This window comes from uncultured Phascolarctobacterium sp. (assembly GCF_905212365.1).
In the GTDB taxonomy this organism is placed as follows: Bacteria; Bacillota; Negativicutes; order Acidaminococcales; family Acidaminococcaceae; genus Phascolarctobacterium_A.
On sequence record NZ_CAJMEH010000037.1, the window covers coordinates 1 to 20,407 of the forward strand.

At 48.2% G+C, this 20,407-nt stretch carries 17 protein-coding genes, 1 pseudogene and 1 riboswitch; of the genes and pseudogenes, 5 read left to right on the plus strand and 13 right to left on the minus strand.

Translation table 11 applies throughout. The features are described from left to right. The 5 genes and pseudogenes from QZ105_RS06855 to QZ105_RS06875 all read right to left on the minus strand — a co-directional run. A pseudogene (locus QZ105_RS06855) lies at positions 1–604 on the minus strand (3-deoxy-7-phosphoheptulonate synthase); the annotation flags it as partial. Between the two features lie 233 nt (positions 605–837). Further along, positions 838–1,851, minus strand: coding sequence for a 3-deoxy-7-phosphoheptulonate synthase (aroF, locus tag QZ105_RS06860; protein WP_293729108.1), 1,014 nt, complete (start codon positions 1,849–1,851; stop codon positions 838–840). Between the two features lie 464 nt (positions 1,852–2,315). Continuing rightward, entirely contained in the window at positions 2,316–3,122 is an 807-nt protein-coding gene (locus tag QZ105_RS06865; RefSeq protein ID WP_293729109.1) for a radical SAM protein, read from the minus strand. Further along, positions 3,119–4,321 carry a nitrogenase component 1 gene (locus tag QZ105_RS06870; RefSeq protein WP_293729110.1) on the minus strand — a complete coding sequence of 401 codons (1,203 nt, stop codon included), beginning with the start codon at positions 4,319–4,321 and terminating at the stop codon, positions 3,119–3,121. The genes QZ105_RS06865 and QZ105_RS06870 overlap by 4 nt, the downstream gene beginning before the upstream one ends. Next, entirely contained in the window at positions 4,318–5,817 is a 1,500-nt protein-coding gene (locus QZ105_RS06875; RefSeq protein ID WP_293729111.1) for a nitrogenase component 1, read from the minus strand. Before QZ105_RS06875 ends, QZ105_RS06870 begins: the two co-directional genes overlap by 4 nt. Positions 5,818–6,177: 360 nt before the next feature. On the opposite strand from QZ105_RS06875, the gene QZ105_RS06880 reads away from it, so the two are divergent. Continuing rightward, the gene (locus tag QZ105_RS06880; protein ID WP_293729112.1) at positions 6,178–7,545 is read left to right on the plus strand and encodes an AAA family ATPase; all 1,368 of its coding nucleotides are present in this window, start codon (positions 6,178–6,180) and stop codon (positions 7,543–7,545) included. Positions 7,546–7,946: 401 nt separating this feature from the next. On the opposite strand, the gene QZ105_RS06885 is transcribed toward QZ105_RS06880, so the two are convergent. The 7 genes from QZ105_RS06885 to QZ105_RS06915 form a co-directional block, all read right to left on the minus strand. Next, entirely contained in the window at positions 7,947–8,618 is a 672-nt protein-coding gene (locus tag QZ105_RS06885; RefSeq protein ID WP_293729113.1) for an ATP-binding cassette domain-containing protein, read from the minus strand. Then, on the minus strand, positions 8,605–9,528 hold the full coding sequence (locus QZ105_RS06890; RefSeq protein ID WP_293729114.1) for an ABC transporter ATP-binding protein: 924 nt from the start codon (positions 9,526–9,528) through the stop codon (positions 8,605–8,607). Before QZ105_RS06890 ends, QZ105_RS06885 begins: the two co-directional genes overlap by 14 nt. Further along, a complete protein-coding gene (locus tag QZ105_RS06895; RefSeq protein WP_293729115.1) occupies positions 9,522–10,349 on the minus strand; it encodes an ABC transporter permease in 828 nt (275 codons plus the stop codon). The genes QZ105_RS06890 and QZ105_RS06895 overlap by 7 nt, the downstream gene beginning before the upstream one ends. Then, entirely contained in the window at positions 10,346–11,281 is a 936-nt protein-coding gene (locus tag QZ105_RS06900) for an ABC transporter permease (protein ID WP_293729116.1), read from the minus strand. Before QZ105_RS06900 ends, QZ105_RS06895 begins: the two co-directional genes overlap by 4 nt. Next, entirely contained in the window at positions 11,281–12,825 is a 1,545-nt protein-coding gene (locus tag QZ105_RS06905) for an ABC transporter substrate-binding protein (RefSeq protein WP_293729117.1), read from the minus strand. Before QZ105_RS06905 ends, QZ105_RS06900 begins: the two co-directional genes overlap by 1 nt. A gap of 102 nt (positions 12,826–12,927) precedes the next feature. Next, entirely contained in the window at positions 12,928–14,898 is a 1,971-nt protein-coding gene (locus tag QZ105_RS06910) for a TonB-dependent siderophore receptor (protein WP_293729118.1), read from the minus strand. A gap of 14 nt (positions 14,899–14,912) precedes the next feature. Continuing rightward, the gene (locus tag QZ105_RS06915; protein ID WP_293729119.1) at positions 14,913–15,092 is read right to left on the minus strand and encodes a hypothetical protein; all 180 of its coding nucleotides are present in this window, start codon (positions 15,090–15,092) and stop codon (positions 14,913–14,915) included. A gap of 368 nt (positions 15,093–15,460) precedes the next feature. On the opposite strand from QZ105_RS06915, the gene QZ105_RS06920 reads away from it, so the two are divergent. Then, positions 15,461–16,405 (plus strand): Fic family protein, encoded by a 945-nt coding sequence (locus QZ105_RS06920; RefSeq protein ID WP_293729120.1) that lies wholly within the window; start codon positions 15,461–15,463, stop codon positions 16,403–16,405. 82 nt (positions 16,406–16,487) lie between these two features. Here the strand turns inward: QZ105_RS06920 and QZ105_RS06925 are convergent, their stop codons facing one another. Next, positions 16,488–18,683 (minus strand): TonB-dependent siderophore receptor, encoded by a 2,196-nt coding sequence (locus tag QZ105_RS06925; protein ID WP_293729121.1) that lies wholly within the window; start codon positions 18,681–18,683, stop codon positions 16,488–16,490. A gap of 154 nt (positions 18,684–18,837) precedes the next feature. Next, a riboswitch (cobalamin riboswitch) is annotated at positions 18,838–19,012 on the minus strand. A gap of 165 nt (positions 19,013–19,177) precedes the next feature. On the opposite strand from QZ105_RS06925, the gene QZ105_RS06930 reads away from it, so the two are divergent. The 3 genes from QZ105_RS06930 to QZ105_RS06940 all read left to right on the plus strand — a co-directional run. Continuing rightward, positions 19,178–19,795 carry a MotA/TolQ/ExbB proton channel family protein gene (locus QZ105_RS06930; protein ID WP_293729122.1) on the plus strand — a complete coding sequence of 206 codons (618 nt, stop codon included), beginning with the start codon at positions 19,178–19,180 and terminating at the stop codon, positions 19,793–19,795. After that, complete coding sequence (locus tag QZ105_RS06935) at positions 19,795–20,205, plus strand: biopolymer transporter ExbD (RefSeq protein ID WP_293729123.1); 411 nt, start codon at positions 19,795–19,797, stop codon at positions 20,203–20,205. The genes QZ105_RS06930 and QZ105_RS06935 overlap by 1 nt, the downstream gene beginning before the upstream one ends. Continuing rightward, positions 20,205–20,407: hypothetical protein (locus tag QZ105_RS06940; protein WP_293729124.1), on the plus strand; the 203-nt coding region annotated here is incomplete at its 3' end. The genes QZ105_RS06935 and QZ105_RS06940, both read left to right, overlap by 1 nt.

Sequence of the window (20,407 nt, forward strand, 5' to 3'; positions counted from 1 at the left end):
TATTGGTTTTGCCCAATTCTTTCAGCAGCTCGAAGTTCTGCATATTGCGCGCGCCCACCTGAATCAAATCCACGTCCTCGACGAAGCGCTCGATTTTGTCGGCGGACATAATTTCCGTAACAATGGGCAGCCCGGTCGCTTCACGGGCGGCCTTCAAATAATCCAAACCCAATTCCTTTAAGCCCTGGAAGGAGTAAGGCGAAGTGCGGGGCTTGAACGCGCCGCCGCGCAGCATGGCCGCACCGGCAGCCTTCACGTCCTGCGCCACCTCCGTAACCTGCTCGATGCTTTCCACGGAGCAGGGCCCGGCGATAACCTGAATCTTTTTACCGCCGACGGACACGCCGCAAACATTTACTACACTATCTTCGGGATGGAACATACGATTGGCGCGCTTAAAGGGCTCCTGCACACGCATAACCTTTTCCACGCCGTCGTTAACGCGCAGAAGATTCATGTCTAAAGCGCTGGTGTCGCCTACCACGCCGAACAGGGAAGCGTTCACGCCGTCGCTGGCGTGAATTTGGTAGCCGCGGCTTTCCAGCTGCTCCTTCAATTTAGTTTTGTCCTCAACGGTTGCAGTGGGTTTGAATACGATAATCATGATAAAATCTCTCCTTTTTAAACTATGCTACAATGCTACAATACTACTTTATAGTCTAAAGCGAAGGCTTTGCTATAAAAAACTTTTCTACAATAATTAACCGATACTCCCTCCGCTTCGCATTCGCTCAGCACCTCCCTCAACGAGGGAGGACAAGCAAATAATCTTAATCTAACTTTGTGCCCCCTCCTTGAGGGGGCCGTCGCTGAAAGCGACTGGGGGAGTTTTATTTTTTACATCTCTCTGCCTACTATGCGCGCAATACCCTTCAGCTCTCCCATCAAGCGCGCGAAGCGTTCCGGTTTCAAGGATTGAGCGCCGTCGCACAGCGCGCATTCAGGATTGTTGTGTACCTCGATGAGCAGGCCGTCGGCGCCAACTGCGATAGCAGCCTTAGCCAAGGGCTCTACCATCCACCACATGCCTGCCGCATGGCTGGGGTCCACGATAACCGGCAGATGGCTGAGCTTTTTCGCAGCGGGAATCGCGCTCAAATCCAGCGTATTGCGGGTGTAATGCTCAAAGGTGCGGATGCCGCGCTCGCACAGAATGACATTTTCGTTGCCGCCTGCCATAATATATTCGGCGGACATAATCCATTCTTCAATAGTAGCGGACAGGCCGCGTTTCAGCAAAATAGGCTTATTGGTTTTGCCCAATTCTTTCAGCAGCTCGAAGTTCTGCATATTGCGCGCGCCTACCTGAATCAAGTCCACATCCTCAACGAAGCGCTCGATTTTATCGGCGGACATAATTTCCGTAACGATGGGCAGGCCGGTTTCTTCACGCGCGGCCTTTAAGTAATCCAGGCCCAGCTCCTTTAAGCCCTGGAAGGAATAGGGAGAAGTACGGGGCTTGAACGCGCCGCCGCGCATCAAAGTCGCGCCTCCCAGCTTAACGGACTTGGCGACATCGGTTACCTGCTCCTGACTTTCTACAGAACAGGGACCGGCGATAACCTGAATTTTTTTGCCGCCGATGGGCACGCCGCTGACATTGATTACGCTATCCGCCGGATGGAAGGCGCGGTTAGCGCGCTTAAAGGGTTCCTGCACGCGCATAACTTTTTCTACAGCGTCGTCGATGCGCAGCATATTCATATCCAAAGCGCTGGTGTCGCCGATAATACCGAAGATCGTCATATTAACGCCGTTGATCTCGTTAATCTGGAAGCCCTGACGCTCCAGATTGGCTTTCATTTTTGCTTTGCTTTCGGCGGGTGCGCCCGGTTTGAATACAATTACCATAACAATATCTCTCCTTTTTGCCTGCATCCTTGCAGCTTTACTAAAAAATTATCTGCCTAAAATTATTTTGCTACAAAAAAAGCAGGCTCCGTAAAAGAGCCTGCTTCTAAAGCATTGTGAACGTGTATATACCAAATATATACCAATACCTGTTAACGGCTTCTATTACGATTGCTGCTGTATGCTTTTTGCCATGCAAAATAACCGGTGCTAAAGTAGTAGCTAAAGACCGGTGCATAATAAAAGCCGTATTCAGTTGCAGCGTTAATCCTGATAGAATCCATTTTCTTCACCTGCAAAATAATCTTTACGCATAATTCAGCGATTAGAATTATTCTACTGCTAATTGATAAGACCGTCAAGCAAATTTGCTTACTTTACTTAGAATTTCTTTTTAACCGGCAAATATGTAAAATAGGTTACAAATTTACGAACAAGCCGCGATATCAGCAGTACGCCGCGCGTTATAACGTTCCCACCGCGTCGGCGCGGCAGCGGACGCAATGCCACATCTGCCGCAGATAACGCCCGCAGTCCCGGCGCAAGGACGCCAGTCTTGCCGCGTCCAGCTCCGCCACGTCGGCAAAAGCGCTGCCTGCTACCGGCAGCATGGGAATAACATTCATCACGTCGCAGCCCAAGGCCGCCGCCTGCCGTGCCACCGCAGGAATATCCTCCGTATTGATGCCGTCGATAGCCACACAGTTGATTTTTATAATCACGCCCGCCTGCTTCAATAAACGAATCCCAGTCAGCTGCCGCGCAAGCAGCAGCGCCGCCCCGTCCTCGCCGCGATAAATATTTCCTTTATCGTTCACGAAGTCATAAATCAACGCGCCAATTTGCGGCCGCATGCAGTTCACCGTCACCGTCACAAAGCCTACGCCAAGCGCGATAATTTCCGGCGCATATTCCGGCAGCAGCAGGCCGTTTGTAGAAAGGCAAAGCTGCACGCCGCTGTCCAGCTCCCGCACCAGGCGCAGCGTTTCCGCAACCTGCGGCCAATTTGCCAGCGCGTCGCCAGGCCCGGCAATGCCTGCCACCGTTAAATCAGGCAGCCTGCGCCGCAGCTCCTCATAACGGGCCGCAGCCTGCGCAGGCGTCAGCACCTGCGCCGTCACTCCCGGCCTGCTTTCGTTCACGCAGCTGAACTTGCGCACGCAATAATTGCACTGCAAATTGCAGGCAGGCGCAACAGGCAGATGCACCCGGGCAAAGCTGTTGCAGCAGGAAGCGAAGCAGGGGTGCATTTCCAAATTCTGTACCATCATCGTTCCAGCTCCCGACGCAGCCCGCTAAACAGGCCCTCGCTCTTATAATTCTGCTGCAGCGCGCCGTTGATTATTTTTTCTAAAAGTAGCGCTGTTCCCTGCACTCCTAAAAGTCCCTGTCGGCCTAAAATATATTCGTCAAAAACCGGGTACGCATAGCGCACCAAGGGCAGCTGATATTTTTCGGCCAGTGCTTTTTCCAAGGATGAGCCCAAAAGCAGCACGGCGTCGCTGTCCGCCAGCCGATGCGCCAAAGCGTTCTGCTCCTCCCTGTCCGCGTCCACGCAAATTACAGGCTCCATGCCCAGCTCCCGCTGCACAAAACGCCGCATGCCCTCCAGCTGCGCGCCGCTGCCCGTCAAAGCCGCAGGCAAGCCGTACAGCGCAGGCAGCAGCGCCGCCGCTTTGCGCACCAGCGTTTTACTTTCTTCTATTATATTAGCGCGCACAGCCGCTAAATCCACCGTCAGCTCCTGCTCTAAAATCTGCAAAAAGTCCAGCATACCCTGTACGCCATAAGGATAAGCCAGCTTCACATAGGGAATGCCGTAATCCTGCTGCAATTTCTGCGCCAGCTGCACGCCGCTGCCAAAAACGATATTCAAATGCGCCGCCGGTAAATGCGCCAGCTCCGCCGCGCAGCAATTGTGCACTGCACAGTTAATTTTTATTTTGGAAGCCAAAAGCCCGCGCAAAATGTCTAAATCGTTCAGCGCATAAGGGTCGGCAGCCGTAACGCCCAAAATATTTATGCTGGGCGCAGCCGTCCGCCCGCAGGAACGGCACAAGGACGCCAGCTGCAGCAGTGCCCGCTCCATCCCCTTGCTTTCGCTGCCTGCATAGCCGGGCGCGCTGACGCAAATAATCTGCTTCGTTCCGGTATATTCTGCAACCGCCGCCTGCACGTCGTCGCCAATCATATTGGGAACGCAGCCGCTTATGACAAACGCCGTACTGCAATCGGAATATAAAGCGTCAATTTCCCGCAAAGCCCGGGTCACTAAGCCGCTGCCGCCGTAAATAACATCGTCCTCATAAATCACCGTGGACGCCTGACGAATATCATACAATCTGCTTTGCGCCATCGCCAGCGTGCCCCAGTTGCAGCCCACCACGGAATGCTGCACAACCACCGCGTCCCTGACCCCTGACAAAGCGCGATAAGCGCCGAATAAGGCGCAGCCGTTCATAGGTTTCATTTTTTGCGCGTCCTCCAAAGCTTCGTATACATTTCGCGGGAAGCCCGCGTATTTTTATCATCCGCCGTCATAGGATAAAAAATCGCATCGTATTCCAGGCGGCTCAAAAGCAAACCGTCGTGCAGCCCCTGCCCCGCACTGAGCCGCCGGGCCATAGCCTGCATAATTTCCGCAAAACTTACAAAATCAAAAACAGAATATTGCAGCAGCGTCGGCAGCACCGGCCTGCCTAAATTATTGTAGCGCGGATTGGAGCCAGCCAATACAAAATCGCATTCCTGCACAGCCTGCCGCAGCTCCGCTTCCGTCGGATTAAGATAAAGCTTTGCCCTGCAGCCAGCCTCGGCCATGGCTGCGTCAATACGCTCGTGCATTTTCGCCAAAGTAGCGCTGTCCACGCCAGCCTCCTTTTGAAAGGACGGATTTAAAGTCAAGCACACACTGCCTAAGGGCAAACCAAAATCCTGCTCGTAAATCATAATCTGCTCCGGCAAAGCCGCCAGCGAATTGCTGATCAGCGCGAAGCGGTGCTTGGCAAAAAGCGCGCGGCAAGAATACAGCTGCTGCTGCACTGCCGCCTGCTCCGCCGCCAGCACAGCCTCCGCCCGCTCCTGCAAGCCCAGCTTAGCTGCTATCGCCAAATAATAATCCTTAATTCCCTGCAACCCGTGCCATTCCTGCATATCTGCAATGTGCAGAAAATCTGTGCCAAACCGCCGCTGCATAGCCAACGCCCACTTGCGGCGGCGCACAATATTCAGCTGCGCCCTAGGGGCCTGCCGCATCTGCGCCAGCGAGCACGCAGGCAGCAGCGTATTAACCTGCACGCCGATTTTTTGCAGCAGCTCCAGCATCCGCCGCAGCTTCATTTCGCCGCCAAAGCCCCAGATAAACGATTCTAAATTTACCGTCCGCGGCTCCACCGTTTGCGGCTCCATGACCTGCTCTACCACGGCGTCCATAACCTCCACATAGCCGCAGCCGGGATAAACCGCGCTGCAGCCCGCGCGCTTGGCAGTGCAGGCCGCGCGTTCCTGCAAACGTTTGCGCGTATTGCTTTTGTCCATGTGCGAAAAAGCCTGCGAGCGGACGGCGACCACCCTACTGCGCAGCTCCGGCTGTATGGCTTCCACAATACCGGCCAAATCGTCGTTGATAATATCCGAAACCACCGTGGGCAGCACAAAAATCAGCTCAGGCCGCTGCTCCGCATCGATCTGCCGCAGCAGCGCGCACAGCCTTTCCTCCGCGCCAAAAACCACGTCCCGATCCTGTATATCCGCACATTCCAGCTCATAATAAGGCGTGTTGCGCGACCGCGCCGAATAACGGTAATGAAAGCCGCAGCCCCGCGGCCCGTAAAGCACGGGCACAGCACTTTCCATCTCATGGATAGCTGCCAGGCTGCCCGCAATTTTGCCGTTCACGCTGAAATGATGCCAAAAGCCGAAGGGCTTGAGACCTAACAAAAAATTATCCAAATAATATTCACGCATACTCCGACCAAACCTTGTCCATAAAATTTTTCTTTTAACTCTACTGAGAACCCATATCTCAAATAGTATATTCTACCTAAATGCTGAATATCCTCTTTATGAATCAAAAGGCGCCAACCGGTAGCAACGCCGTGCTGTCAGTCGAAAAAATACGCCGCTTCCATAAAGCTCTTAACCCACATCGCCATGGTATTTCAGAAAAACGTGACAAAATCGTCCCAAAAGCTTAGAAAAACGTTGCAAAAACGCTTTTATAAGTTAGAAAAACGTTGCAAAGCTATATGATTTATATTAGAATAATGTTACAAGCAACAATTAAAGCATAAAGGAAAACGTCACAAAAGCAGCGGAGGTAAAGAAATGCTCAAGCGCAAAGCATATAAAATACTGGAAAGTTGGCAGCAACAGCCTCAAAAAAAAGCTCTCTGCATTATCGGAGCACGACAAATAGGCAAAACAACGCTTATTCGACAATTTGCTCAAAATAATTATACACATTTTGCCGAGCTGAATTTTGTTTTGGATCAAGATGCTCACGCAATTTTTGCTGGCAGTTTAGACGCCAATACCATTATCACTAATCTTACTGCTTACACAAAGCAGCCTTTAACTCCCGGCAAAACGCTCATCTTTTTGGACGAAATACAAGCCTGTCCCAACGCCCGCACCGCCATTAAATTTTTAGTAGAAGACGGCCGCTTTGATTATATCGAATCCGGCTCACTATTGGGTGTGCATTATAACGACGTGCTCTCTTATCCAGTGGGCTTTGAGGAAATCCATTATATGTATCCCATGGACTTTGAAGAATATTTGTGGGCCAACGGAGTACAATCTAATACTATAGCATACTTGAAAAAATGTGTAGATACGATCACTCCTGTTACAGAAGCAGTTCACAATATTATGCTCAAGCTTTTTTACAGCTATATAGTAGTTGGCGGTATGCCGGATGTAGTGCAAACCTATGTTAACACTCACGATATTGTCCAAGTAATTGAACGACAAAATAATATTTTAGGATTGTATCGACTGGACATTGCTAAATACGCTTTTGGCAGCGAAAAAATCAAAGTACAAGCTATTTTTGACAGTTTACCTTCTCAGCTCAATGATAAAAATCGCCGCTTCATGCTTAGCAAAATTGATATCAATGGCAGGCAAAATCGTTACCAGGATAGTTTTTTATGGCTGTCCAATGCAGGGGTAGCCCTGCCCTGTTACAATGTGACAGAACCGCAGCCGCCACTGCAAATAAATGAAAAGCACAATCTCTTCAAGCTTTTTATGGTCGATACCGGCCTGCTGTGCGCCGCTTGTATGGACAATATTCAATACCCCATTCTGCAAGGCAATCTGGAAATCAATTTAGGAAGTATTTTGGAAAACGTAATGGCCCAATCTATCATAAGCAATGGATTCCGGCTAAATTATTTTGATTCAAAAAAATATGGAGAATTAGATTTTGTAATTCAAAATGGCATGCAGACAGATATTTTGGAAATAAAATCTGGCAAAGGCTATAAAAACCACGCAGCGTTGAATAAAGTACTCAACGTAAACGAATGGCATTTTGGCAAGGCTTTAGTTTTCTGTAAAGGAAATATAGAGCAGACCGAAAAAATAACCTATCTTCCTTGGTACGCTATTATTTTTTATCAACCCAGACGACTGCCTCCCCATACTATCTACGAAGTAGATTTAAGTGCGTTACAAATACAGCCATAACCATTCTCCAAAATTGACTTTTTACCAATCTATGCTATAATAATAAATGAAAGAGGTACTACCCATAAGCGGTTGTCCCTTAATAGTGATTAAAAATAACCGCTAGTTTTCTCGGGACTCGGCGGTTATTTTTTTGCGTTTCTTCCAATCATATACCCTAAGGTAATGCAGGCAATCACTAAACTAAGCAATGCCAATATCTCAAGTATACTCATGGTATCACCCTCTTTCCGCATTGATTTCCCATAGCAAAGGCTATGGGATTTCTTTGTTTAGAGGGCTGCAAAACCCTCCGTAAGGAGGGACAACCGCCTACCTTTATAGTAGTACCTCGAAATTTATTTTACCATATACGAACAAACAACGCAATTTATTTTGTAATAATAAACCAAAATAGTCTTTTACACCATTCTCTCACACTCCAAAACCACAACCTCGTGGCACAGCCAATCGGCCAGCGCTTTATCGTGGGTGATAAAAAGATAGGACAAATTTTTCAGCCTTTGTATATCCTTCAGCAGATGCAATATCTGCGCCTGCACCGAAATATCCAGCATGGACGTGGGCTCGTCCAGCACCAATAGTTTGGGCTCCAAAAGCAGCGCCCGCGCAATGCAGATGCGCTGAATCTCGCCGCCGCTGACCTGATGCGGATAACGCTGCAAAATGCCGCCGCTTAGCTGCACTAAATCCAGCAGCTCCTCCACCCGCTTTTCATCATAGGGCAGCCCATGCACCGCCAGCGGCTCCCGCAGGCTCTGCCCCAAGCGCAGCATGGGGTCTAAAAAGCTTTCCGGCCTTTGGGAAATAAACTGCACCTGACGGCGAAAGCTTTTCAGCGCAGCTCCCTTCTGCTTCGTAATCTCCTGTCCGTCAAAATAAATCTGCCCGCTGTCCGCTTCTATTAAGCGCAGCAAAATTCTCGCCAGTGTACTCTTGCCGCTGCCGCTGCGCCCCATCACGCCCACAGCCTCGCTCGCCGCAATATTTATATTCACCCTGTCCAGCACCGTAAAGGCTTCTCCCGTGCTGCGGTCAAAATATTTTTTGCAGATCTCCTTACCCCTCAGCATACAAAAAGCACCTCACCTGTCTGCCGTCCGCCAATTTATACAGCTCCGGCCGCTCCTGCCTGCACCGCTGGACGCAATGCGGACAGCGCCCGGCGAAACGGCAGCCTGCCAGCTCCGTTCCCGGCGCGGGCGCTTTGCCTGCGATAGTATGCAGGCCATTTTCCGGCAGCGCCTGCAAAAAGCCCCGGCTGTACGGGTGCAGCGGCTCGCTGAAAAATTTATTGCTGCGCTCCATCACCTGCCCGGCGTACATAATAAGCACCGTATCGCATACGTCCCTGGCTAATTTAATATCGTGGGTAATAATAATCATACTGGTCGCCAGCTCGCGCTTCATCTTCTGCAAATTCTGCAAAGCAACGGCTCCGTTCTGCTCGTCCAATCCCTTCGTCGGCTCATCGGCCAACAGCCACGCTGGTTTTGTACTGATTGCCATGGCGCACAGCACCCGCTGCAGCATACCGCCGGATAATTCATAAGGATAAGCCTGCAAAACCCGCGCCGTATCCTCTAGGCCAAAAAATTGCAGGCATTTGGTTTTATAAGCGTGCCGCTTATCCTCTATGCCGTGAACGTCCAGCAAATCCTGAAACTGCCTGCAAATACGGCGCACAGGGTTCAGCGAATCGCTGGGGTTCTGCGGAATGATACCGAACAGGCTGCGCTGAGCAGCGTAATCTAAAGGTTCACCGCCCCACAGCACCCTGCCGCTCTGGCGCACGCTGTCGGGCAAAATGCCCAGGATAGCCTGCCCTAAAACAGATTTGCCGCAGCCGCTTTCGCCAATAATCGCCGTATACTGTCCCGCCGCAAACTCCGCCGTAATATCATCCACGGCCTTTAACCAGCCTGCACCTACCGGAAAGGCGACGCTGAAATTCTGCACCGTGATATGCTTCCGCTCTACCATTTGCGCACCTCGTCCAGCTTCACGTCAAAATGATCCCGCAAACATTCGCCGATAATATTGCAGGAATAAATCAAAATAAAGACAAAAAAGCCCGGAATAATAATCAGATGGGGCGAGCTGCGGTAGTACATCACCGCGTCGTTAATCATCACGCTCCAGTCCGGCGTCGGCGGCTGCACGCCCAGGCCTAAAAAACTCAGGCCCGCGATGGACAGCACGCCGCGCCCCAGGCGAATGGTAAAGAGCACCATCAGCTTATGGGTAATATTGGGCAGAATATGCCGCGTTATCATGCGCCAATCGCTGCAGCCCAGGCAGCGCAGCCCCTCGATGAAGGGCTCTCCCATCAGCTGCAGCACCTCTGCCCGCACGATGCGGGAAAACCCGGCCCAGGACGTCACCACCAGCGCCAGCACCAGGCTCTGGATACTTGCTCCTAAAATTCCCGCCACGGCAATCATAAAGCAGCTGCCCGGTATGCCCTGAAAAATATTACTCAATACCGTTAAAACCATATCGGCCTTACCGCCGTAAAAACCGCCCGCAATGCCCACGGCCACGCCAAGGCCCAAAGCCAGCACCGACGACACCAGCGTCAGCAGCATGGAAGCGCGGCCGCCGTACAGAATGCGGCTGTACATATCGCGGCCCAGAGCGTCCGTCCCAAAGAAATGCTGCCAGCTTGGTCCCTGCAAACGACTGGCCATATCCGGCTCAAAGGGATTATGGGTAGCCAAGAGCGGCGCTAATATGCTGCCCAAAATTATGAAGCTGAGCATTACCACAGCAAAGGAAAGCTGTAATCTTTTTATTTTCATCATGCACCTGTTTTAATTTTCGGATTGAGATAGAACATCAATAAATCTACGCCCAGAGTAATCAGCACCAGCAGCCAGCCGGTCAGCAGCACGTAAGCCTGCAGTACGGGGTAATCGCGGTAGCGGATAGCCTCCAGCGCCATACTGCTGATGCCCGGCAAAGCAAAGATGCTCTCGGCAATGACCGAGCCGCCCATAACGCTGGCTAAATAATTTCCCAAAAGCGCGATGACCGGCAAAATGGCGTTGGGCAGCGCATATTTCAGCAGCAGATTAACGCTGCTAATCCCCCTGGCCTTAGCGATAATAAAATATTGCTGGCCAAATTCCTTGAGCAAGGAGCTGCGCATAAAGCGGCACACCGTAGCCATGGTAGAAAAGGCCACCGCCAGCGCAGGCAGGATAAAGCTTTGCAGGCTGTCGCCGCCGCTTGTGGGCAGCAGGCGCAAAATCTCGCCGAACAATAAAATCATCAGCAATGCCAGCCAAAAGCCCGGCACTGCCAGCATAATATTAGTAAGAAACTGCACGGCGTTATCCAGCCAGCTGCCGCGGTAAACGGCGCACACCAGGCCAAGGGAAATACCCACCGCCGCCGCCAAAAGCAGCGCCAAAGCCGCCAGCTCCATAGTCACCGGCAAGCGCAGCAGCAGCTCCTGCAAAATATCCTTGCCGTTAATATAGCTGGAGCCAAAATCTCCCCGCAACACCTGCAGCATCCAGGCGGCGTACTGCACATAGGCAGGTCTGTCCAGCCCCAGCTCGGCGCGCATGGCCGCAATCTGCTCCTCCGTCGGCGCATCCAGCCCGTTCTGGTTCAGGGCGAACTCCGCCGGGTCGCCCGGCGACAGCACGCCCAAAATAAAGGACAGCAGGCTGATGCCGACAAGGACGGGAACAGCCATAAATATTCTTTTTAAAGCATAAGCCAGCATCAGTCCACCAACTCTACTTTCGCTAAATCGATACCATAAATCAGCGTAGAATAATTCTTCAGCCGCTTATTATAGGCTACTACATTTTTATCATTAAATAAAGGAATAATCGGCTGCTCCTGCACGGCAATCTCCTGAATGCGGTTGTACATTCTGCGCCGTTCCGCTTCATCCGTGCAGTGCTTGACCTGCGCCAGCAGCTCTGTTACCTCCGCGTTTGCATATCCCAGGCTGCTGCTTCTGCTGCGGCCGCCGTCGCGCATCATAAAGGAATAAAAAATACTGTAGGGGTCGCCATTAGGTAAACCCTGCTGCACTCTGGCTAAATCGTAATCGCCCTTGCGCATCATTCTTGCCATAGTCGCATATTCCAAAGATTGAATTTTAACGTCGAGTCCAATATCCCGCAGCCAATAAGCTATCAGCTCCGCCTCGCCCTTTTGCAGCGGCTCGCCGCCGTTGATACAGTAGGTTACAGTATATCTTTTATCGCCCAAAACCTCCCTCGCCAGGCGCTTAGCCTTTGCTAAATCGTATTCCACAGGAAATTCGTGATAATACGGGCTCGTATAATTCAGCAGATTAGTCGTAGGCACGGCGTAATTGAGGTAAAGCGCCTGCACTAAATTCTTTCTGTCAATAGCCAGGCTCACGGCCTGCCGCATACGCACATCGTTAAAGGGGAAGCGCGTACCGTTGACGGCTAAAAAGCGTATCATACTGGATTTATTCACCGATATTCCGAAGCGCTCGTCCTTTTTTATTTCCTCGGCCAAAAACGGCGGAATGGCGTTAATATCCAGCACGCCGTCTATCTCCCCGGATTTCAGCGCCGCATACCGCGCGTCTGTGCTGGGTATATTGCGAAAAATAAATTTCTTGATTTTTGCCGGCTCGCCGTAATAATTTTCATTGCGCTCGATAACCGCATATTTATTCCAAACATTTTCCGTGATTTTATACGGCCCCGTGCCTATGGCGATGCCGTTGAAATTCCCGTCCTCGGCAAAGCATTCCGGCGCGTAAATCGGGCTGCCGAAGTCCGTCATCTTATACAGCTCATTGACGTTGGGCTCGGCAAATACTAAGCGAAAGGTGTAATCGTCCAGCTTTTCGTATTTGACGAGCGACGGGTAATAGACGTTGATATCCATGCCATAAAAGGTCGACCGCTTATAGCCCTTTTTCATGCGGTCAAAATTTTTCACCACGGAATCGGCGGTAAACTTCGTGCCGTTATGAAAGTAAACGTCGTGTCGCAGATGAAAAATCCACTCTTTGCCGCCGTCCCTCATCTCCCAGCTTTGAGCAAGGCAAGGAGCAGGCTTATTGTCCATATCCTTAGTAATCAAAGGCTCCCACACGCCCATAATACGGCTGCAATACACAGCGTCCTTATTGCCGGGCGCTAAATGACGGTAGCCGCCTAAGACCACTGTCTCAGGGTCGCGCTTTTCTATATGATTCTGCACTTCCTTTGGTCCGCCGCAACCCATACTCCACAGGCTGCACAGCAGCAAAAGCAGGCTTAAAATTATTTTCATTTCTATGTCCCTTATCCATCAAATTCCGTAATGTATCCAAAAGCAGAAAATAGTTGTAAAGAGGGCGACAAAACGCCCTCTTTACAGTGAGTTTGTGAATGATTAAATGTCAAAGGTTGCGGAAAGCATAAATGTGCGAGGATTAGAAAGAATCAAACCATTACCGGTATGCGCAGTCCAATAGCTCTTATCTGTAATGTTATAGCACATCGCGCTTAATTTTACAGGAACAGTATTTATTTTAGTTTTCCAAGTAACTCCTAAATCATAGGTAGTAAAGGAAGGCACCTTTAATCTCTCATTAAAAATGCTGGCTTCGCTGTTATACAAAACGCGTCCTAAAACACTAAAGCTATCGTCAGCAACATATTCTACTGTACCAACCGCGTTCCACTTGGCTACACCGTTAACAGTCTTGCCGTCATTAGTTCCTCCCTGCGTTTTGCTCTGTTCAGCGTCAAGATACATAAATCCGCCCATAACATTCCATTTAGGAGCTATTTTGCCATTTACGGCTAATTCTATGCCCTTATATTCTGCTTCGCCATCCTGCAAATAATACTCGCCGTCAGATTTAGAAACACTTATATTATTCGCCTGAGTAATCTCAAAGAATCCTAAGCTTGCAAACAATCCTTTATTTTCATATTTTATACCTATTTCATTTTGCTTCGTCTTAGCTGGATCAAGAATGTCTCCAGCGTTTGCGTATGTACTACCTACAACCGAACCTTTATCAAAGTTTTCCGAGTGGCTTGCATAGAACGAAATATTTTCATTTGGCTGATATACATATCCATAGGTCGGACATACAGCATCGCTATCCACAGAACTATTGTGCTTACCTGTTGCAGCACTATAAGAATCGACATGCGCACTATGCTTATGCAAGCCTAATAATAGCTGCGATTTTTTATATTTGATAGTGTCGGCAATAGAAGCGCCCCAGTATGCATTTTTTGTACTAGTGCCGGTTTCTATACTAGGCCACCAGACGCTATTAGGTTGAAAATTAGCCTGATAAATATTGCCAGTTACGCTGCCCATCTTACCACTATAGGAGTTTTTGGAGCTGCCAATAGTGTACCAAGCTTTTTCCACAGCGAATGTTACGTCATGCTCTAATTCTCCTGTTGAAGCCTTCCCGTTAATGCCTACCTGCCAAAAACGATTTTTGGTAACAGTTTGCGTAGACATCAGATTTGTATTCACATCACCTTGATCATTAATGATAACAAAATTACTGGAAGCGCCAATAATATTGCGCTGCAACTTGTTATCATTATAGCCAAAATTAGTGAACCATTTCCAGTCTTTGGTAAACTCCTGCTCATGATTCAAAGCAATCATATAACCTTCAGCCTCTTTAGCAAGTCCATCAATACCATAGTTTTTACTTGCATCCGGAGCGCTGGGTACCTTTGTAATATCTTTTATTGGAACACCATCTGAATTTTTCAGCGTAAACCAACGAGCGCCATTTTCAATATTTAGATGTCGATAACCTGCAAGCAAATTGGTCTTGGTATGCTCGCTCCTGTGGTCAATATTAGCAAAAATACCTTGCGCCTCTATATCCTGCTCATCAATAGCTGTTTCTCCATCAAGCCATTCTGTATTGATGCGCACGCCCCACTCATTATCTTTACCAAATCTGCGACTGATATCTATATATTCACCTAAAGAGCCTTTACCGGAAAAGGTTTGCCTATACCTAGTAATAGGCTCCTCGGTAGCTTTTTTAGAAACAAAATTTACAATACCGCCTGCGCTACTGCTTTCATAAGTACTAGGAATACCAGTAATACCACTATTCGGACCAGAAATAAACTGAATATCCTCTACAAAAAAAGTAGGAGCGCAAAATTGAGTCATTAGTCCAGGAATACCATTTACATATGTACTCGTGCCAGTCGATTTTAAACCACGAATAGAAAAATCATTATGCAAATTCGTACCAACGAGACGAACTGAAGGATTATTAACTAAAACGCTTTGCAAAGGCTGATTAGGGCCACCAAAAGTTTCAAGCGTTTTGTTTGTCAAATTGGTTGTAGTAAACGGCGTATCCATAACATCCTTATCGCCTAAAATACCAACGCTGCCACTAGTAGCGACGTACCCCCCGGGAGTACATCCTTGCTTGCTTCAACGACAACTTCATCTAGCTTACCGCTCATGGTTTCTTCTGCACTGACGCCTGCAACGAAGCCTACGCTGGCTACCGCGCATAAAACGGACGCAATAAGCGCTTTCTTTTTCAACATTTCAAACACCTCGTTAAAATTTATTTTTTAAACCGTACTGCCTAGCTTGCCGTGTTTCGCTTGCAGCACAGATTAAAAGCAAAAGGAAATTTGCTATATGATATATAATGCAATATTTGCAGCTAGCTGCTATTGCTTGTTTGCTTAAACGTAAGATTTACTTTAGTATGCTAAAAATTCTCGTTTTGTGTAGAAAACGGCTTTTTAAAAATCGTGATTTGTGCGACTTCTGATTATAAGCGCATATCGCTGCTCCTGTTTTTATGCTGAAAGGCTGAAAAAGACAACGTTGTTCAACGCAGATTGACTTTTTGGGGAGCATTATGCTATCATTATTGTGAAATTTGTTCCCCAAAGGAGTTATACCTATGACAATTCAATATAATGAAATACAGGAATTACTCAGAAGCAGGGCAGATCTCCACGCAAGGCTGAATTTAATGCCCTACGATGGCACGCCCGAAATCAAGCAGCGTGGCGATGGGAAATACCTTTATGTAAGAAAGCGTGCAGCAGGCAGGCAGACCTCAACGTATGTGGGTGTATATACCGAAGAATTGCATAATCTGCTGCTGCGAAATGCCAAAGAAGCCCGTGAAATCAGGAAATCGCTCCGCAGCATTGAAAAACAGCTTTCTGCAGCCGGGTATTCTGAGGATGAACTCCCCGCCGACGTTATCAACAACATAGCCTTTGCACGCGCTAATATGAAAATGAATATCTATGACCAGGCTGTTTTAGAGGGTGTTGCTACATCATTCCCACAGACAGAAGAAATCATAGAAAACGGAAAAGTTTCCGGTATGACAGCTACCGATGTACAAAAGATTTTAAATCTAAAACACGCATGGGAATTTATTTTGGATCGTGATGTGCTTGCCAGCAAATCCGACTACTATATGCTCAGCCATATCGCAAGACTTGTTAACGAAGGCTTTTTTGCAGAGGGCGGCCGCATACGCGGCGTTCCTGTTACTATAGGCGGCTCGTCATATGTTCCGCCATTGCCTAACGAACCGGATGTAAAAGATAAAATCCGAACGCTTATTGAGGACGATGCCGACGCTATCGATATTGCTATCAAGCTTTGTCTTTACTGTATGAAGACTCAAATTTTCTTAGACGGCAACAAACGAACGGCTGTAATTTTCGCCAACCATTATCTTATTGCGCATGGTGCCGGTTTCTTAGTAATTCCTGAAAAGGAAGTGCCGGAGTTCAAACGGCTGCTTGTAAAATACTATGAAAATGAAAACATTTCTGTAATTGCAGCCTTTTTGAAGGAACGCTGCTGGAAAACAATAAAGCCTTAAATAAGGCAGCTATTTTAAAAACGTAGGCGACCGGAAAATCCAAATCGCCTGCGTTTTTCTTTTTTATAAAACTAGCAAATCATTAAATATCAAATTGTGCGGACAGCATAAAGGTTCTGGGAGCGCCAAAGGCTACGGAAGTACCGCGAGAAATCCAATAATCCTCGCCAAACAAATTGTAGCACATTGCACGCAGAGTGACTGGTACGGTATTGATCTTGGTTTTATGCTTGATGCCTAAATCAAAGGTTACAAAGGACGGAGTAGTTACGCCATTATCATTAACATGGGATTTACCAGTATAATTAATGCGGCCTAAAATGGAAGTATCTTTATCTGCTTCGTATTCGGCAGCAAGTACGCCGTTCCATTTAGGCGTACCAGTAGTATACCAACCGTCTTTAGAAGCTACAGGCTTCATTTCATACTTACCAGTAGTCTTATTTTTACTCCATGAAACAGTAGGCGTACCTGTTCTTTCACCATGTAAATACATTAAGCCACCCATTAAATTCCATTTAGGAGCTATCTTACCAGCAATAGAATACTCGATACCCTTAAATTCATTTTTACCATTTTGCGTATAATATGCTTCAGTAGGATTGCTTAAATTTCCCTCAACCATATAACTTGCTTGATCTAATTGAAATAATGCCAGACTGTGCAAAGCCTCACCGCTACGGTATTTTACGCCAATTTCCGTTTGTTTATTTTTAATAGGATCAAATATTTCACCTTTATTCGCATAATCTTTGCTTACTTCCACTGGCTTAGTATAAGATTGGGCATGGCTTACATAAACAGAAAGATTATCTACAGGCCTGTAAGCTAATGCAAAGGTCGGATTCAGAGAATCTTTACTTACTTTTGTTCCAGAAGAACTGGTAGTTTCCGTATCTCGATATTGTAATGCTACATAAGCAGAAGCTTTACCAAATTCCAATCTGTCAGCCAAGGTTGTAGCAATTGCTGTTTCTTTACTAAATCCAGTTGAATCTAAAGAACCTGCTAAAATAGGTGAGCCCACAACATGAACCCCATTCCATAAATTACCTGTTATAGTAGCTTGTCCATCTGCTGAACCAGTATTAAGCGATTTGCTCTTATAATTAAAATAGTCTACAGCAAATGACAGATTATTTTTTACATTACCCATTTTAACTTCATTAGAAATACCAAATTGAGTATATATACCTCTGCTTTCAGATTTATAGTCACGGAATGTACCGCTCAAAACACCATAATCTTTAAGAGTCAAAGAGCCGCTATTAGGATCGTTTTTGTGCTCGGTATAATAGTTATAACCCATATTCGCAAAAGCGCTCCATTTGTCGCTGAACTTCTGCACATGATTCAAGGTCATTAAGTAACCGTGGTTTTGCTTGGTTTGACCATCAAAGCTCAGGTTATTTTTAGCGTTCGGCGCGTCAGCCAAATGTTTTACATCCTTAGCCTGCAACCATCTTTGGCCGCCGTCAACTTTCCAATCGAAGTATCCGCCAAAAATATTAGTCGTGCTCTTATCGCTGCGGTGGTCGATGTTCAAATAAATTGTTTTATCATCGATCTCCGTGCCGTTCATGGACAAGCCGCCCTTTTCCAAACGGCTATTGACGCGCACACCCCATTCGTTATCCTTGCCAAAGCGGCGGCCTACGTCTAAATTTTCCGTCCAAGTGCTGCGGCCGGAAAAGCTTTGAGTATAACGTGTAATAGGATCGTCAGTAGCTTTTTTAGTAATACCATTCAGCAAACCGGCAGGCGCATCAGTACCATTAGTACCATTGTTGGAGAAGGTAGCGCCGTTCAAAACAGTATTCGGACCGGAAACAATTTCTACGCTTTCCAAAACATAGGCAGGAATACTTCTAGTCTGATTGAACATATTGGGAATGCCATTGATGTAGTAGTGCGCCGCATTCATGTTTACGCCACGCATGCTAAAGTCAGTGTACATAGGCGAAGGACTGCCCACTCTAATGGACGGATTGTTAGCTAAAACGCCGTTCAAGGGTTGGTTGGGATCAGCAAAATTTTCAATAGTCTTTTCAGTGTACTTCTTTTGCGTGAAGGGTACGTCGATAGCTTCAATGCTACCCAAAATGCCCACTCTGTCCTCGCTGGCTACAAAGCCGCCCGGCAGCACGCCGCGCTCAGCCTCAATGACAACCTCGTCCAGCTTGCCGCTCATGGTTTCCTCAGCGCTGGCGCTTACCACAAAGCCCACGCTGGCCACTGCGCACAGTACTGACATAACTAAAGCCTTTTTCTTAAACATACAAACACCCCATTAAATTTTTTTATTTTTCAAACCATTCTACCGAGCTTGCCGTGTTTCGCTTGCAGCCTAGTTTAAAACAAAGAAAAAACGCCTTTCTGCGCATACAGAAAGACGTTTGCCCGTCAGGCTGCCTCTTTCCGTCGTTCGCAGAATGATACGGCTTGCTTCAGGCAGTTCTTCTGGCTCGGCTTCTTCGCAGGCTTTGTCTTCCCGGTTCCCCAGCGACATCTTTGAAGCCTGCTCCACCTTACAGCTGCGGGACAGCATAGGTTTTGCACCTATTTCTCTTTTAAGCGTGTACGCGCACCTGAAGCAAATATTCTATTGATGTTTTCATTTAACTGTTGTATAATTGCTAGTGATAATTGGTTTCGTTTCTCATTATACACCGTTGTCCCCCCCAGTCAAGCAAAAGTGTATCGAGCACTTTTGCGTTGCAGCGCTCACGCGCTGGCTGCTACGCTCGGGGGCCATTTTTAGGAGGATGTTTTATGGACGCTATGCAACAAACTATCATGTACTTCCACAAAGGCGGCCTTGTTATGTGGCCCTTACTCTTCTGTTCTCTTATGGTTATCGCCATCGCCATCGAACGCTTTTTATTCTACAAGGCCTCTGATTCCGGCCAGGCCTTCACCACTGAATACTGTTCCCTGTTAAGGCAGAATAATATTGACGAAGCCAACAAGCTGGCGGCCAGCGCCCAGGGCCAGTGCGCCCAGATGGTTACAGCCGCAGCCGCTATCTCCGGCGGAAGAATGCAGAAGCAGGCCTATCTGGAAAGTCAGGCCGGCATTTTCATCGCGCAGCTGCGCAACCGTCTCGATTATTTAAGCATCATCGTCACCATGTCGCCGCTGCTGGGGCTTTTGGGTACTATCGTGGGCATGATCGGCGCTTTCAGTATCTTTAATTTACAGGCCGGTGCTCCCCTTGCCATTACCGGCGGCATCGGCGAGGCCTTAATCGCCACCGCTACCGGTTTGTGCGTAGCGATTTTATCTTTGTGCGCCCATTCCTATTTTGCTCACCGCATGGATAATATCATCACCAATATGGAACAATGCTTTTCCGCTCTGCTGGAAGCGGCTGCAAGGAGTGATCAATAATGCAATTACGCGATATCCGCAACCGCAAGACTCCTGAATTAAATATCATTCCCATGATCGATATTATGTTCTTTCTGCTGGTTTTCTTCATGCTCAGCACCATGTATATGATCGATTTAAAAACCATTCCTGTAAAGCTGCCTAAGGCGGCGTCGGCGGCGACCGACACCAGCACTACCTTCGCCGTTTCCATGAAAAGCGACGGCAGCATTTATTTGGGCGATACCTTAACGGACATGAACGCCCTCATTATGCAGGCCAGCATGGAGCAGAAGAACAACCCTAATTTTGCCATCGTCATCCGTGCCGAGCGGGATATCGACTACGGCAAGGTTATTACCCTTATCGACAAGCTCAAGGGCGCGGGCATTACCCGCTTTGGTTTAGCTACGGACGGAGCTGATAAATAATGGACATGCAGAAGCGTCAAAGGATCGGTATGCTGGGCTCTGTACTGGTACACTGTCTGGTCTTTCTCATCGTGGCGTTTACCGGCGTCCTTACCGTTTCCCACGCCAGTCAGGATGATATAGTTGAGGTTACTATGTTCGGCGGCGGCGGAGGCGGCGTCGGCCAGGGCGACGGCGGCGACGTGGTGGAGGAGGAAGCAGG